This is a genomic window from Candidatus Pelagibacter sp. PS_06, assembly GCF_059418045.1.
In genome coordinates this window covers 55,982-71,235 of the sequence record NZ_CM182078.1, presented here as the reverse complement: position 1 = coordinate 71,235, position 15,254 = coordinate 55,982, and the positions used below count along the sequence as shown (strand labels likewise).

The window sequence follows — 15,254 nt, the reverse complement described above, 5'->3', positions numbered from 1 at the left end:
TTGGTACCCGGGCTGAGAATCGAACTCAAACTTAAAGTTCCACAAACTTTCGTGCTAACCGTTACACCACCCAGGCATTCCTTGTTTTTATATTATTTTTGTGTGGATTTAAAATTATATTATAAATAAATAGCCTACAGGCTATGGAAACAGATTCTATGAGTGCTTCTTGAGGTCTTTCTGTATGTAATATTTATAATCATGGGCAGTCTTTTAGACAATAATTGTCATTATTCAAGTAAAAATAAAAAGGACATAAATCTATTTATAGATTTAACGCCCTTTAAAATATTTGAGAATTAGTCTATTTTTTTTAGATTAACAGCAGAAGGACCTTTTGGACCATCCTCTAATGAAAACTCTAATTTATCACCTTCATTTAGATATCTCATACCAGCTTCTTTAACAGCTGACGCATGGACAAAGGCATCTTTTTCCTTGTCATCTCTTTCGATGAAACCATAGCCTTTTTTACCATTATACCATTTAATTTTACCAGTTAGTGTACTCATCTTATTTCTCAGTCTTTATGTTGTTTATTATTACATAAAGCTAATTTGATTTTTTAATTATTTCAAGATGAAAAGTTAGTGATGGTGCCTCGGGAAGGATTCGCACCTCCGACACAAGCCTTTTCAGGGCTCTGCTCTACTCCTGAGCTACCGAGGCAAAAATTAACCTCTAAAGATTATTCTACCTTTTGTAAGGTCATAAGGTGTCATCTCAACTGTCACGTTATCGCCTTGCAATACTCTAATTCTGTTTTTTCTCAACTTACCAGCCGTATGAGCAGTAACAGTATGCCCATTCTCTAGCTTAACTCTAAACATTGCATTTGGAAGTAAGTCCATGACCTTTCCTTTAAATTCAAGCAAATCTTGTTTAGACAATTTTATTTTCTCCTAATTCTTTTTTTTACAGATTGAGCGTGTCCTGCTAATCCTTCGTAATTTGCAAGTGTTATAACTGAAGGACCAAGACTTTCAATACCCTTTTTAGATAAGTTTATATAGGAAATCCGTTTATAAAATTCATTTACACTTACTCCACTTGAATATTTTGCTGAACCATTTGTTGGTAATATGTGGTTAGATCCAACATTATAGTCGGTCATTGCCATAACAGCATATTTTCCTAAGCAAACAGATCCCGAACTTTTAATTTTTGGTACAAATGAATTATAATTTTTAACATTTAGCTCCAAATGCTCAGGTGCTATTTTATTCACAACCTCAATTATTTTCTTATCTGAACTAATATGCATTAAAATTCCATTACTTGATAAGCTTTTTCTTGCAATAGAAGATCTTGAAATTTCCTTTAATTGTTTAACAATTTCATTTTGAACTTTATCTATTAAAGATTTATCTTTTGAAATTAAAATACATTGTGCAAGATTATCATGTTCTGCTTGTCCTATTAAATCACTTGCAACCCATTCTGGATTTGAAAATTTATCACAGACAATAGTTACTTCTGAAGGGCCTGCTGTCATTCCTTCAATTCCAACATCACCAAAAACTTCTTTTTTAGCAGCAGCAACATAAGCATTTCCAGGGCCTACTATTTTATTAACTTTATTTATTTTCTTTGTTCCATAAGCTACAGCTGCAATCGCTGAAGGGCCACCAATTGAATAAATCTCTTTAATTTTACACTTACGTGCTGCATATAATACTGCTGAATTTTGTTTTCCTTTAAATCCAGGATTAATCATCACAACTCTTTTAACTCCTGCAACAATTGCTGGAATTGCATTCATTAAAACACTGGATGGATATGAAGCTGTTGAACCAGGTACATAAATTGCAACAGATTCTAGAGGTATATATTTATACTGAAGTTTATTTTTATATTTATCAACGTAAGATATATTTTTAAATTTTTGAAGTGAGTGAAATTTATAAATTCTATTGTAAGCAATATCAATTGCTTGCTTCACTTTTTTATCTAGTGATTTTATTGAATTAGCAATCTGTTTTTGGGAAGGAACAATTATAGTGTTTTGATTAAATTTCTTTTCATATTTTACTAAAGCTTTATCTCCAGTTTTTCTGACATCTTTAATAATACTTAAAACCGAAACTGAATTTGATTGTACTTTTTTCTTTCTTTGTAAAAGCAAACTATCTAATTTTTTATCAAAATTTTTATTATTACTATTTAATATTTTCATTAGTCTTTAATCTCACTTTGATCCTCTAGTCTTACTTCAATTGTTTCGGTAGTCAAAGCAATGTGGGCATTATTGCTAAAAATTAAATTAATTTCGTAATCTTCATTATTTTTTAAATAATCTATTGCTATTAATTCTAAAACTAAATCTTCATTTTTTTGATCTATATTTTTAGATTTAACTTTATCTACACAATCAAACCTACAAATGCTGTTAATTTTCTTATCTTCCTGATCAGTTTCAATTTTGGTTCTCTCAATTGATAATAAAAAAACTTTATTTTCTGCTAGATATTTTATGTCTGAAACTTTAATCTTTGCTCCAGCAGTACATGCTGAAATCATTTGTAAACCTTCATTATCTGAAGCTATAATTTTTGCTAAATATTTCTTATCCATTAATTCACTCTTCTAATTTTTGCTCCAACTTTTTTTAATTTCTTTTCTAAGTTTTCATATCCACGATCAAGATGGTAAATTCTATTAATCACTGATTTCCCTTTAGCAGTTAAAGCTGCCAGAATTAATGATACAGAAGCTCTTAAATCTGTTGCCATCAATTCAGCTGCTTCAAAATTAATGTTACCAGTAACTTTTGCCTTTCTGCCATCTGTTGAGATTTTAGCACCCATTCGATTTAACTCAGCAACATGCATAAACCTGTTTTCAAAAATATCCTCTTTAATTACCGATTGTTTGTTAGCTTTGCATAATAATACCATCATTTGAGCCTGTAAATCAGTTGGGAAACCCGGATATGGTGCTGTCTTGATATTCATACTTTTAATCTTTTTATTTCCTATAATATGAATCTCATCTTTTTTAACTCTGATTTTTGCACCTATTTTTTTTAAAATATCTATTTCTGCTTGAATAGTTTTGGGAATAATATTTTTTATCTTTAAATTTCCCTCTGTTACAGCCGCAGCAACTAAATAAGTTCCAGCCTCTATTCTATCAAACATTATTGGATATATAGTTTCTTTAACTTCTAATATCCCTTCAATTTTAACTGAACGCTTACTAACCCATTTGATATTACACCCCATGCTTATCAAAAAATTTACCAAATCTTTTATTTCAGGCTCAATTGCACAGTTACTTAAAACGGTAGTACCTTTTGCAAAACTTGCTGCAATTATTAAATTTTCAGTAGCACCTACTGATATTTTTGGAAATCGAATTTTACTACCAATTAATCCCTTAGGGGCTGTGGCATGTACATATCCTTGGACAATTTTATATTTAACTCCTAACTTTGATAAAGCGTCCAAATGTATATCAACAGGTCTAGTACCTATCGCACAACCGCCAGGTAAGGATACTTTAGCTTTACCCAATTTTGCAAGTAAAGGCCCAAGCACTAAAATTCCTGCCCTCATAGTTTTAACCAAGCTATAAGAGGCAAAACTTTTTATTTGTTTTTTATTATCAATAATTAGATTATTTTTATTAAAGTTAATTTTAGACCCTAACGATTGCAATAAACTAACCATCGTCTCAATATCTTTTACTCTGGGTAAATTTTTTAAGTAAATTTTTTTTCTTGATAATAAAGTTGCTGCTAAAATTGGAAGAGATGCATTTTTTGAACCTGATATTTTTATTTGTCCTTTGAGCTTATTTGCCCCAAAAACTTCGAGTTTTTGCATAGTTAAACTTTGGGTAACGTTACCCCAGTTTGGCCCATATACTTTCCGTTACGATCAGCATATGTTACTTCTGGTTTCTCATTTCCCTTTAAAAAAATAAATTGCGCAACACCTTCATTAGCATATATTTTCGCGGGCAAAGGTGTGGTGTTAGAAAATTCTAGTGTTACATAACCTTCCCAACCTGGTTCTAAAGGCGTAACATTTACAATAATTCCACACCTTGCATATGTAGATTTTCCTAAACAAATAACCAACACATCGTCTGGAATTTTGAATTTTTCAACTGTTCTTGCTAAAACGAATGAATTTGGTGGAATAATACATTCTGATACATTTTTTGTAACAAAGTTTGTTGGTTTAAAATTTTTTGGATCTACGATTTCTGAATTTACATTAGTAAAAATCTTAAACTCATCAGAAACTCTAGCATCATAACCAAATGATGATAGTCCATAAGAAATACTATTTCCTCTGACTTGTTTTTCTTCAAAAGGAGAAATCATGTCTTCTTCTTTGGACATCTTTCTTATCCACTTATCTGATAATACTGACATTATTTAGTTTTCTTTTTTGTTTTCTTTTGAAAAAGTTTTCTTTTTTTTAGGTTTTTTCTAAGAGCTAAGCTTAGACGCTCATTTTTTTCTTTAGAATTCATTCTTTATCTGGGTTAGTGAGAAAATCTAAAGTGATAGGCTTAGAGGCATCTAACGTTTTAGGCTTTACCTCTTCTTCTTTGGGTCCCTCTTTAGCTAAACGTTTTGCTTTTTTTTCTGCAAGCTTCTTTTCTCTTTTAGCTTGCTTCTCCATAAGCTTATTTCCTTTAGTGGATTTATAATCGTAATGAATTCCCATAAAATTTTCCTCAAATAGATATAAAGCAAATTCATCAAAAAATTAAGGCAATATTTTGAAAAAAATGCTTTATTATCAATAAATATTATTTTGTTAATAAGCTCCTATAGATAAATGGCATATCAAGTCATTGGTAATGACTAATTCCCTGGTCAGTACAGGGTGGGAGCACCATAATTAATTTTTGTAGAAAAGTTTTCTTAAAAAAATTGATAATATAATTAATCCAAAAAAAGCTAGGATGGGTAAATAGATATCTGCTGAAAAAATAATATCTGTTATTCTGGGAACTTCTGAATTTTGATCAATAACTTTTTCTAAACCGCTACCAATAGAAACAGCTAAGAAAATTTGAGGTATAATTCCAATCAATGTTGCAAAGAAAAAATTATTTACTTTTACATTAAAAAGTGTCGGCAAAAGACAACTTAACTGCCAAGGTATTCCTCCTATAAAACGATAAATTAATAAATAAATAAATTCTGATTTTTTAAATTTTTGTTCAAGATTTATGAATTTATTTAAAAATTTTTCTCTTATAAATTCTTTTAAAAAATAATTGCCAAATAAATATATAAAAGTTGCACCAATGCTTAATCCTAGAACAACAAGAATTGTTCCGACCCATTTTCCAAAAATAAATCCACCCATCAGTGCAACAGGTGATCCAAATCCTAAAAATGGGAATACCCATAAAATTGTAAGTCCCAAAAAGATTATTGATAACAAAAATAAATTAGAATTTTTAAGTTCAAAAAAATATGATCTATTTTCTCTAATAAAATCATAAGAAGTTAATTCCTGAAGGCTAAATTTTGAAAAGAAAAAATATAGAAATAAGCAAATAGCTGTTAGATAAAATAATCCTATAAATAATTTAATTTTTTTAGCTTTTTCCATTAAATACTATGTTAATTTTATAATCTTCTATTTGCTATTTATATATTTAGTTACTATAAAGGGCGAAAATTAATAAATTTTAACCACATTTTATGAAGCGAACATATCAGCCATCTAACGTTAAACGAGCCAGAAAACATGGTTTTAGATCAAAAATGAAGACTAAGGGTGGACAAAAACTTTTAGCTAGAAGAAGAGCAAGAGGAAGAAAATCGTTAACTGTATCAGTCTAGATAAATGAAAAGCAAAATACTTGCTCTTTCAAAAAACGAAGAATTCAAAAATCTATTAAAACAAAAAAAAATTTCTAACAAATACGTTACAATTTTTTTTGGCAAACTAGCTAACAAAGATGACAACAAACTTAATATTAGTTTTGTCACTAAAAAGAAAATTGGTAATGCGGTAAAAAGAAATAAAATTAAACGTAGATTAAGAAATATTGTTAATGAAGCAGTTAAAAAAGTAACATTAAAATTTAACTATTCATATCTTGTTATTGCTAAGTCAACTATGTTAAACAATGAGTACAAAAATATAAAAGAAACTCTATTTCAGGATTTAGAAAAAATTAAATAATGAACATTTTCACAAATATTTTAATTAAATTTATAAAAGGTTACAAATTCCTAATTAGTCCACTACTTGGTCAATCATGCAGATATTTACCAACTTGTTCAGAATACAGTATCGAGGCTTTAAAAGAATTTGGTATAATTAAAGGAGGTTTCATGAGTTTGAAAAGAATTTTATCCTGCCATCCAATAAAGTTTTTAGGAGGTGGAGATGGTTTTGATCCAATTAAAAAAGAAATGAAAGCAAAAAAATAATGGATACTAAAAATGTAATTGCAGCTATTTCTTTATCGGCAGCTGTAATTATTCTGTATTCGCTATTTTTTGCCCCACCACCAATTACTAAGGAACAATTGGCAGAGAAAAATAAAACTGAGCAAAATACAGATGCGCCAAGTTTAGACCAAAAAGAAACAGTAACTGAGATAACAAGAGAAGAGGCTTTAAACCAAAGTAAAAGAATTCAATTCGAAAACCAAAATATAGTTGGTTCAATTTCTTTAAAAGGTGCTGCAATCGATGACTTAACTTTTAAAGAATATAATATCGCTTTAGAAAGTGATGAGAAAGTTAAGCTTTTATCACCAAGAAATACTAAAGATGGGTACTTAATAGAAAGTGGATTTATAACTACAGATAAAAATATTGATATTCCAAATTCGAATTCAGTATGGTCTGTATCAGGAAATAATAAACTAACCAACCAATCTCCTATTAAATTATCCTGGACTAATAATCAGGGAATTACTTTTGAAAAAGAGATAACCTTAGATGATAAATTTTTATTCTCAGTTAAACAAAAAGTAATCAATTCTACAAACAAAGAGTATGATTTCTACTCGTATGGACAAATTATTAGAAAGCAAATTCCTGATATATCAAATTTTTATATCCTTCATGAGGGACTTTTGGCAACCTTAGATGATGAGCTGATTGAGGAAGATTATGATGATATACAAGAAGAAAAATTTTCAAAAACCTCACAAAAAGGATGGCTTGGAATTTCTGATAAATTTTGGATCACTTCATTAATACCCCCAAGTGGTAAAGAATTTAAAACTACGTTTGACTACAAAGATAAATTTAGAGCAAATTTTGTAGGAACTGAGCCTCTTGAACTAAAAGGAAATTCTAGCATAGAGGATACAATGCAAATAATTGTTGCAGCAAAAAGAGTAGATGTAATTGATGGTTATGCAGAATCTTTAAATATAGATAAATTTGATTTAGCAATTGATTGGGGTTTTTTATATTTTATCACTAAACCTTTATTTTATGGGATAGATTACTTTTTTAAATTACTTGGAAACTATGGTCTCGCAATCATTGCAATAACGATTTGTATTCGGCTTGCTTTCTTCCCACTTGCAAACTTTTCATTTAGAAGCATGGCAAAAATGAAAGCTCTCCAACCTGAAATGGTGAGACTTAAAGATCTACATAAAGATGATAAAATGAAATTACAGCAAGAAATGATGGCACTATATAAAAAAGAAAAAGTAAATCCTATGTCCGGCTGTTTACCTATACTAGTTCAAATTCCAGTATTTTTTGCATTATATAAAGTATTATTTGTAACAATTGAAATGAGACAAATGCCATTTTTTGGATGGATACAAGATTTATCCGAAAGAGATCCTACATCACTCTTCAATTTATTTGGCTTATTGCCTTATGATGTTCCTTCATTTTTAATGATTGGCGCTTGGCCTATTGCAATGGGTGTATCAATGTTTATTCAGCAAAAACTTAATCCTGCTCCAACAGATCCCATGCAGGCAAAAATATTTATGTTCTTTCCACTTTTCCTAACAGTAATACTGGCACCATTCCCTGCAGGATTAGTAATTTACTGGACTGTTAATAATATTTTAACAATGGCGCAACAAGTATTCATTATGAAAAGAACTACTATTAAAACAACCACTTAATGTTCGAAGTCAAAGAAGAAGAGTTAAAAAAAATCCTACCATCTGATGGTCCCTCAATTGATGAAGTAAAAAAGTATCTTGAGAAGTATAATGATGAATACATTGTTATTAAGTGTGGTGGAAGTGTTTTAGTCGATCAAAACTTATTCAATATTTTTATAAAAGATATTACAACATTAAATAAGTTAGGTTTCATTCCTATAATTGTTCATGGTGGAGGCAAAAGAATAAGTAACAAATTAAATGAATTAGGAATTAATAGTGAATTTATAAAAGGACTTCGGATTACAGGAAAAGAAACAATTGGAGTAGTCGAGAAAGTTTTAATAGAATTTAATCAAGAAATAGTTGAGGCCCTTAAAAAACAATCATGCAATAGTGATTCAATTAACTCTAAAAAAAATAATATCATTAGTGTGGTCAGAGAAAATGATGAATTAGGATTTGTAGGATCACCAACTAAAATTGACAAAGCTATTATAGATAAAATTGTTAATGATAAAAAAGTTCCAGTAATTGCACCATTGGGCTTAGATGAAAATTACCAAACTTATAATATAAATGCAGACACAGCAGCTGGTTCGATTGCAAAAAAAATTGAAGCAAGAAGATTAATTATTATGAGTGATGTCGAAGGTGTACTAGATAATAATCAAAAACTAATTCCTGAAATTAATTCAACTTCAATTAAACAATTAATCGATAATGAAACCATTACTGGAGGAATGATCCCCAAAATTAATAATTGTTTGGACGTTGCAAGCAATGGCGTGAAAGGTGTTGTAATTATTGATGGTCGAAAAAACCATTCTATTCTTTTTGAACTATTGTCTGACAAAGGATCAGGAACCCTAATAAGACAATGAAAGATTTAATTGATATAAAATATTGGATATTTGACCTTGATAACACTCTTTATAGTGGTCAAACTCAGGTCTTTTCTGAAGTAGATAAAAAGATGTCTTCTTTTATCTCTGAAAAATTTAATGTTGATCTTGTAAAAGCAAAAGAAATACAAAAAAAATATTTTTATGAATATGGAACAACGCTCTCTGGTTTAATGAACCATGACAACATAGATCCACAAGAATTTTTAGAATTTGTACATGATATTGACATAAGTTGGTTGCCTAAGGACAAAATTTTAAGAGAAGAGCTTATTAAGATAAAAGAAAAGAAAATTATTTTTACTAATGGATCACATGCCCATGTTGAAAACGTTACAAAACAACTTGGTATTGATGGATTATTTGATGGAGCCTTTGATATCACAGATGCAAATTATGTTCCAAAACCACACTTAGATCCATATCAAAAATTGATCAAAAAATTTGATTTAGACCCAAATCAATCAATTTTAATTGAGGATATTGCTCACAATTTAGAGCAGGCTAAGAATTTAGGAATGAAAACTTGTTGGTTAGAAAATGAAGAGGCTTTTGCTAAAAAAGATTCGAACAAACCATACATAGATTACAAGATTAAGAACTTGCCTTCTTTTCTTCAAGAAATTAATATATTAAAAAATAATTAAATTAACTATCTAAATAAAAAATATGAGTGATATCCAAAAAATAATAAATGATGCGTGGGAAAATAGAGATAATGTAAACCAAAACTCTGAACAAGGCTTGAAAGATACAATCAATCAAATGATTGCTGATTTAGATAGTGGTAAAGTTAGAGTTGCAGAAAAAATTAATGGGGAGTGGGTTACTCATCAACACATTAAAAAAGCTATTATGCTTAGCTTTAGAATTTACCCAATGGAAAATTTAAATGGCCCTTATAGTAGCTGGTATGACAAAGCACATTTATTAAAAGGTAAAACAGCAGGTTGGACAAAAGAAGATCATGAGAAGGCTGGATTTAGAATGGTACCAAACTCTCCAGTAAGAAAAGGATCTTTTGTAGGAAAAAATGCAGTACTAATGCCATGTTATGTTAATATCGGAGCTTATATCGACGAGGGTACTATGATGGACACCTTCAGTCGTGCTGGTAGCTGTTGTCAAATAGGAAAGAATTGCCATATCTCAGCTGGAAGTGGAATTGGTGGAGTATTAGAACCTGCTCAAGCATTACCAACTGTTATTGAAGATAATTGTTTTATCGGAGCAATGTCAGAAGTTGTTGAAGGTGTTATCGTTGGCGAAGGATCTGTTCTAAGTATGGGAATGTACATAGGTCAATCTACAAAAATAGTGAATAGACAAACTGGAGAAATAACTTATGGGAAAATTCCTCCTTATTCAGTAGTTGTTCCTGGATCATTACCTGATAAAAATAATGCCTCTGCCCCATCTCTTTATTGTGCAGTTATTATTAAACAAGTTGATGAAAAAACAAGATCTAAGACTTCAGTTAATGATCTTCTAAGAGAATAGATTAATTATGACCTCAATTAATGAACTTCAATTAGCTAAGGAGCTAATTAAATTCCCATCTGTGACGCCTATTGATGCTGGAATAATGAAATTCTTAGAAAAGAAACTTAAAAAACTTGGATTTAAAACTAAAATTTTAGAGTTTAAAGACAAGAATAGCAAACCAGTAAAAAATCTTTACGCAAGACTTGGTAATCAAGGTCCAAATTTTTGTTACGCAGGTCATCTAGATGTTGTGCCTGCTGGAAATTTAAAAGAATGGACAGTAAACCCATTTAAACCCTCTGTTAAAAAAGGACATCTAATTGGAAGAGGTGCTAATGATATGAAAAGCTCGATTGCTGCATTTGTTTCGGCAGTAAGTAATTTTGTTGGAAATAAAAGAAAATTTAATGGCTCTATTAGTCTTTTAATTACAGGAGATGAAGAAGGAGCAGCAATCAATGGGACCAAAAAAGTAGTTGATTACTTAAGAAAGAAAAAAGAAAAAATAGATTTTTGCTTAGTAGGTGAACCTACTAATCCAAATAAATTAGGTGAAATGATTAAAATTGGTCGAAGAGGAAGTATGAATGGTAGACTTTCAATTATAGGTGTTCAAGGTCATGTAGCATATCCTCAAAGAGCAAATAATCCTTCCACAGCACTGGTACAAATTTTAAAGGAATTAAAAGAGATTAAATTTGATAATGGCACAAAAGATTTTCAACCTACAAATCTTGAAATTACTAAAATAGATATTGATAATTCTGCAGATAACGTAATTCCAGGCTTGGCTAATGCTAAATTCAATATTCGATTTAACAATAAACACACTTCAAGTTCAATAAAAAAGAAAATTGATAGAATTATAAAAAAAATAAGTAATAAAAATAAATCAAAATATAAAATTGATTATAGTGTTTCTGGGGAGGCGTTTCTTACAAAACCAAATAATACAACTTTTATGATTAGAGATATCATTAAAAAAATTACAAAAATTAAACCTCAATTGTCAACAACTGGCGGTACTTCTGATGCAAGATTTATTAGAAAAATAGCTCCATGTTTAGAATTTGGTTTAGTTGGTAAAACAATGCATAAAGTAGATGAGGCAGTTTCATTGTCAGACTTAAAAAAACTTACTTTGATTTACTCAAATATTTTACAAAATTATTTTAAGTGAAAACAGCTCTAGTTACCTCTGATACTTATCAAAATCATAATACAGGCGAAGGACATCCAGAAAAAATAGATAGGGTTACAGCTATTATTGATAACTTTAAAAAAATTAATAACCAAAAATTATTTTGGAAAAAACCAGTAAAATTTGATCAATCTTTTTTAATTAACACACATTCTTCTGAATATATTGATCTTGTAAGTAAATCATTTCCAGAAAATGGCTTAGCTTTTCTTGATGGAGACACGGTTGTCTCGCCCGGAAGTAAAGAGGCAACAAAAGATGCGGTGGGATCAATAATTACAGCTATAGATGGTGTTCAGCAGAAAGAATTTAAAAATGCTTTTTGTGCAGTAAGACCACCTGGGCATCATGCAGAAAAGGATAAGGCAATGGGATTTTGTATATATAACAATGTTGCAGTTGGTGCTAACTATCTAATTGAAAAATATAATTATAATAAAGTTGCAATTATTGATTTTGACGTTCATCACGGAAATGGTACTCAAGATATTTTTTATGATAATAAAAAAGTGTTATATATTTCAACACATCAATATCCTTACTATCCTGGATCTGGTTCTGAAAAGGAAACGGGTAAATTTAATAATATTTTAAATATACCACTTGAAGCTGGCACAACTGCTGAAGAATACTTAAACGCATATGAAAATGTTTTAAAAAAATTGAAAGAGTTTAAACCTGAATTTTTATTATTTTCTGCGGGTTTTGATGCCCATATTGATGATCCATTAGCGCAGCTAAAGTTAAGTTCAGAAGATTTTTATCATTTAACAAAAAGGACATTAGAAATTTCTAAATCAATGTGTAATGGTAAAGTAGTTTCAATTCTTGAAGGTGGTTATGACCTAAAAGCTCTTCAAGATAGCACTAAAAGACATGTGGATGCTTTGATAGAATTTAATTGATAATTCAAATATAAACTCTAAAAAACTTGTATGAAACCTTATAGAATTAAAAAGTCAGACATCGATAAAAAAGGTAGAGGTCTATACGCTACTAAAGATATTAAAGAAGGTACAAAAATAATAGATTATTTAGGTAAATTGATCACGAAAAAACAAACAGAAGAGTCTGATAAGTACGATAATAGCAAACCTATATATTTATTTACGGTCAATAAAAAATATGACCTTGATGGTGATTTTTCATGGAATACTGCAAGATTAATAAATCATTCATGTAGTAATAATTGTGACTATGATGGCAAAGGTTTAAAATTATGGGTGAAAGCAATACGAGATATTAAAAAAGGTGAAGAACTTACTTGTGATTACGGTTTCGGTTATGATGAAAATTACAAACAATTTCCGTGTAAATGTAAATCTAAAAATTGTTGTGGGTATATAGTAAGAGCAGAGTCAAGATGGCGAATTAATAAAAAATTTGCAATGAAAAACAAAGATAAATTAATAAATAACTCTCGTTAAAAAAAGACCTTCAGGTGGAGCTGGTGGAGCACAAAGAACTCTTTTTTTTGATTTAAAAACTTTATTAAATTTTTTTAAATCCCATTTTTTTTCACCTAAATATTTTAAACAACCCACCATAGATCTGACCTGTTGTTGTAAAAAAGATTGTGACTTAAATTCTATTTCTATTTTATTTTTTGATGATTTAATTTTTACTGATTTGATTGTTTTAATAGGACTTTTTGCATGGCAACTTGAAGATCTAAAAGTAGAATAATCGTTTGTCCCAACTAATTTCTTAGCTCCTTTTTTAATCAAATCTAAGTCCAATTGTTTTCTTACGTGCCATCCTCTCTTTTTTTCAATTACAGGAGCACTTATCTGATTAAAGATTATATATTTATAAATCCTTTGTTTTGCAGAAAATCTTGAATGGAATTTATTACTTCTTTTTCTTATTTTTTTAATAGCCACACCCTTATCATTTAAAAAATGATTAATTGATTTTAAAAACTTTGTTAAATCTATGATCTCATTTTTAATATCAAAATGACCAGACTGCTCAATTGCATGGACACCTGTATCCGTTCTACCTGAGCCATTTAAAATTATTTTTTCTTTTAGAAGTTTTGTGAGTTTTTCTTGAATAAGTCCTTGAATAGTCGATCCTTTTTTTTGAATTTGCCACCCTCTAAAATGTGTACCTACATATTCAATAAGTAATTGATACCTGGGCATTTATATAACTGCACCTTTTTTTATTTGCGAACCAAGCATAAATTCACCAATATTTTGAGGCTTTTTTCCTTGTCTTTGGATCTCTTTAATCTTTATTGTTTCCTTATCACCACAAACAACCTCTAAGTAATCAGAAACAATTTCTCCTGGCTTTCCAATTCCTTTACCAATTTCTGCTTTTAAAATTTTGTATCTTTCGCCGTTATATATAAAGAAAGCACCTGGCACAGGGTATAAACCATTTATTTTTCCTATAATCATTTTTGCTTCATCATTCCAGTTAATTTCACCTTCCGCTTTTTGAATTTTTAATGCGTATGTTGCTTTTGAATGATCTTGATCAATAAATTTTATTTTATCTTCTAAAATATTATCAACGTTATTCAGTATTTTTTCAGCTGCAATTAAAGATAATTTTTCAGCTACATCGCTAGCATTTAAATCATTTTCTAAATTTATTTTATAAGTATTGCAGACTGGGCCTGTATCAAGTTGTTCTGCTATCTTCATAACACTCACTCCAGTTTCTTTATCAAGATTCATTATTGATCTTTGTATGGGTGCTGCACCTCTCCATTTAGGCAAAATAGATGCATGGATATTAATAAATCCTTTTTTAGTTAAACTTAAAAATTCTTTAGGAATGATTTGTCCATAAGCAACAACTATTGCCAGATCAGCCTCTATACTTTTAAAGTAATCATATTCTTCGCTATTATCTTTTAAATATTTTGGAATTCTGAATTGTAAACTTAACGTTTCGGCAATCCCTTGTATGGGTGATTTATTAATTTTTTGTCCACGTTGTGATTTTTGAGGAGGTTGTGTATATACGTCTGATATTGGATAACCATTTTGATACAATGATTTTAAAATAGGCACAGCAAACATTGGGGTACCCATGAAAACTATCTTGTTTGCCATCAATTAAATAACTGCAGTATTCGATTTTAATTTAGATAGCTTTTTTATAATCATAGATTTTTTTAATTTTGATAAATAATCAATAAATAATATTCCCTCTAAATGATCCATTTCATGTTGAATACAAGTTGCAAGCAAACCTTCGGCTTTTAACAATTGTTTTTTCCCATTATAATCAAGATATTCTACCTCACATTTACTAGGTCTATCTATTTCTGCAAATTGTTCTGGCACAGATAAGCACCCTTCTTCATGTGTTTTTTTAATTGGATCTTTATTTACAATAACTGGATTGACAAAATATCTAGGTTCTTTTTTTTCATCTTTAGCTATATCCATTACAATAATTCTTTTTGGGATACCTATTTGAATTGCTGCAAGACCTATGCCATTGGCATCATACATTGTTTCCAACATATCATTCATTAGATCTTGTTCTTCTTTACCAACATTATCAACAGGTTTTGAAATCTGTCTAAGTATTTTATTTGGTTCGGTTATTATAGTTTTCACAGTCATTAC

At 29.6% G+C, this 15,254-nt stretch carries 21 protein-coding genes and 2 tRNA genes; 10 read left to right on the top strand and 13 right to left on the bottom strand.

The features are described 5' to 3' along the window. Window position 1 precedes the first annotated feature (1 nt). The 10 genes from AC5SLZ_RS00370 to AC5SLZ_RS00325 form a co-directional block, all read right to left on the bottom strand. A tRNA-His gene (locus tag AC5SLZ_RS00370) sits at window positions 2–76 on the bottom strand. Window positions 77–299: 223 nt separating this feature from the next. Continuing rightward, window positions 300–512, bottom strand: a complete 213-nt coding sequence (locus tag AC5SLZ_RS00365) for a cold-shock protein (RefSeq protein ID WP_023649076.1) — start codon at window positions 510–512, stop codon at window positions 300–302. 82 nt (window positions 513–594) lie between these two features. Further along, window positions 595–669: transfer RNA gene (locus AC5SLZ_RS00360), tRNA-Phe, on the bottom strand. A 5-nt stretch (window positions 670–674) separates the two neighbouring features. Next, window positions 675–890, bottom strand: coding sequence for a translation initiation factor IF-1 (gene infA / locus AC5SLZ_RS00355; RefSeq protein WP_023649077.1), 216 nt, complete (start codon window positions 888–890; stop codon window positions 675–677). A 2-nt stretch (window positions 891–892) separates the two neighbouring features. Continuing rightward, on the bottom strand, window positions 893–2,176 hold the full coding sequence (hisD, locus tag AC5SLZ_RS00350; RefSeq protein WP_494615655.1) for a histidinol dehydrogenase: 1,284 nt from the start codon (window positions 2,174–2,176) through the stop codon (window positions 893–895). Next, the gene (locus AC5SLZ_RS00345) at window positions 2,176–2,574 is read right to left on the bottom strand and encodes a DUF2948 family protein (protein WP_028036221.1); all 399 of its coding nucleotides are present in this window, start codon (window positions 2,572–2,574) and stop codon (window positions 2,176–2,178) included. The genes hisD and AC5SLZ_RS00345 overlap by 1 nt, the downstream gene beginning before the upstream one ends. After that, complete coding sequence (gene murA / locus AC5SLZ_RS00340) at window positions 2,574–3,827, bottom strand: UDP-N-acetylglucosamine 1-carboxyvinyltransferase (RefSeq protein ID WP_494615653.1); 1,254 nt, start codon at window positions 3,825–3,827, stop codon at window positions 2,574–2,576. The genes AC5SLZ_RS00345 and murA overlap by 1 nt, the downstream gene beginning before the upstream one ends. A gap of 2 nt (window positions 3,828–3,829) precedes the next feature. Beyond that, complete coding sequence (gene dcd, locus AC5SLZ_RS00335; protein ID WP_028036219.1) at window positions 3,830–4,384, bottom strand: dCTP deaminase; 555 nt, start codon at window positions 4,382–4,384, stop codon at window positions 3,830–3,832. Window positions 4,385–4,481: 97 nt separating this feature from the next. Further along, entirely contained in the window at window positions 4,482–4,682 is a 201-nt protein-coding gene (locus AC5SLZ_RS00330; protein WP_028036218.1) for a hypothetical protein, read from the bottom strand. 177 nt (window positions 4,683–4,859) lie between these two features. After that, the gene (locus AC5SLZ_RS00325) at window positions 4,860–5,582 is read right to left on the bottom strand and encodes a TVP38/TMEM64 family protein (RefSeq protein ID WP_494615652.1); all 723 of its coding nucleotides are present in this window, start codon (window positions 5,580–5,582) and stop codon (window positions 4,860–4,862) included. A 92-nt stretch (window positions 5,583–5,674) separates the two neighbouring features. Here AC5SLZ_RS00325 and rpmH point away from each other — a divergent pair, with 92 nt between their 5' ends. The 10 genes from rpmH to AC5SLZ_RS00275 are packed head-to-tail and all read left to right on the top strand — an operon-like array spanning window position 5,675 to window position 13,088. Beyond that, window positions 5,675–5,815, top strand: coding sequence for a 50S ribosomal protein L34 (gene rpmH, locus AC5SLZ_RS00320; RefSeq protein ID WP_008545591.1), 141 nt, complete (start codon window positions 5,675–5,677; stop codon window positions 5,813–5,815). A gap of 4 nt (window positions 5,816–5,819) precedes the next feature. After that, the gene (gene rnpA / locus AC5SLZ_RS00315) at window positions 5,820–6,161 is read left to right on the top strand and encodes a ribonuclease P protein component (protein ID WP_028036216.1); all 342 of its coding nucleotides are present in this window, start codon (window positions 5,820–5,822) and stop codon (window positions 6,159–6,161) included. After that, window positions 6,161–6,412, top strand: coding sequence for a membrane protein insertion efficiency factor YidD (gene yidD / locus AC5SLZ_RS00310; protein ID WP_028036215.1), 252 nt, complete (start codon window positions 6,161–6,163; stop codon window positions 6,410–6,412). Before rnpA ends, yidD begins: the two co-directional genes overlap by 1 nt. Next, window positions 6,412–8,088 (top strand): membrane protein insertase YidC, encoded by a 1,677-nt coding sequence (yidC, locus tag AC5SLZ_RS00305; RefSeq protein ID WP_494615649.1) that lies wholly within the window; start codon window positions 6,412–6,414, stop codon window positions 8,086–8,088. Before yidD ends, yidC begins: the two co-directional genes overlap by 1 nt. Then, the gene (gene argB / locus AC5SLZ_RS00300) at window positions 8,088–8,954 is read left to right on the top strand and encodes an acetylglutamate kinase (protein ID WP_494615648.1); all 867 of its coding nucleotides are present in this window, start codon (window positions 8,088–8,090) and stop codon (window positions 8,952–8,954) included. Before yidC ends, argB begins: the two co-directional genes overlap by 1 nt. Next, window positions 8,951–9,622 (top strand): pyrimidine 5'-nucleotidase, encoded by a 672-nt coding sequence (locus AC5SLZ_RS00295; RefSeq protein ID WP_494615647.1) that lies wholly within the window; start codon window positions 8,951–8,953, stop codon window positions 9,620–9,622. Before argB ends, AC5SLZ_RS00295 begins: the two co-directional genes overlap by 4 nt. A gap of 22 nt (window positions 9,623–9,644) precedes the next feature. Beyond that, window positions 9,645–10,475 carry a 2,3,4,5-tetrahydropyridine-2,6-dicarboxylate N-succinyltransferase gene (gene dapD, locus AC5SLZ_RS00290; RefSeq protein ID WP_494615646.1) on the top strand — a complete coding sequence of 277 codons (831 nt, stop codon included), beginning with the start codon at window positions 9,645–9,647 and terminating at the stop codon, window positions 10,473–10,475. A 7-nt stretch (window positions 10,476–10,482) separates the two neighbouring features. Then, complete coding sequence (dapE, locus tag AC5SLZ_RS00285) at window positions 10,483–11,640, top strand: succinyl-diaminopimelate desuccinylase (RefSeq protein WP_028036210.1); 1,158 nt, start codon at window positions 10,483–10,485, stop codon at window positions 11,638–11,640. Next, entirely contained in the window at window positions 11,637–12,566 is a 930-nt protein-coding gene (locus AC5SLZ_RS00280) for a histone deacetylase family protein (protein WP_494615644.1), read from the top strand. Before dapE ends, AC5SLZ_RS00280 begins: the two co-directional genes overlap by 4 nt. Before the next feature lie 30 nt (window positions 12,567–12,596). Further along, complete coding sequence (locus tag AC5SLZ_RS00275; RefSeq protein ID WP_494615642.1) at window positions 12,597–13,088, top strand: SET domain-containing protein; 492 nt, start codon at window positions 12,597–12,599, stop codon at window positions 13,086–13,088. Here AC5SLZ_RS00275 and truA read toward each other — a convergent pair. Genes truA through def form a run of 3 tightly spaced genes read right to left on the bottom strand, consistent with a single transcriptional unit; the run spans window position 13,068 to window position 15,251 of the window. Continuing rightward, window positions 13,068–13,808 (bottom strand): tRNA pseudouridine(38-40) synthase TruA, encoded by a 741-nt coding sequence (truA, locus tag AC5SLZ_RS00270; RefSeq protein WP_494615641.1) that lies wholly within the window; start codon window positions 13,806–13,808, stop codon window positions 13,068–13,070. The two genes, AC5SLZ_RS00275 and truA, sit on opposite strands and share 21 nt — an antisense overlap. Further along, window positions 13,809–14,732, bottom strand: a complete 924-nt coding sequence (fmt, locus tag AC5SLZ_RS00265; protein WP_494615639.1) for a methionyl-tRNA formyltransferase — start codon at window positions 14,730–14,732, stop codon at window positions 13,809–13,811. Between the two features lie 3 nt (window positions 14,733–14,735). Further along, window positions 14,736–15,251 carry a peptide deformylase gene (gene def / locus AC5SLZ_RS00260; protein ID WP_494615637.1) on the bottom strand — a complete coding sequence of 172 codons (516 nt, stop codon included), beginning with the start codon at window positions 15,249–15,251 and terminating at the stop codon, window positions 14,736–14,738. Window positions 15,252–15,254: the final 3 nt, after the last annotated feature.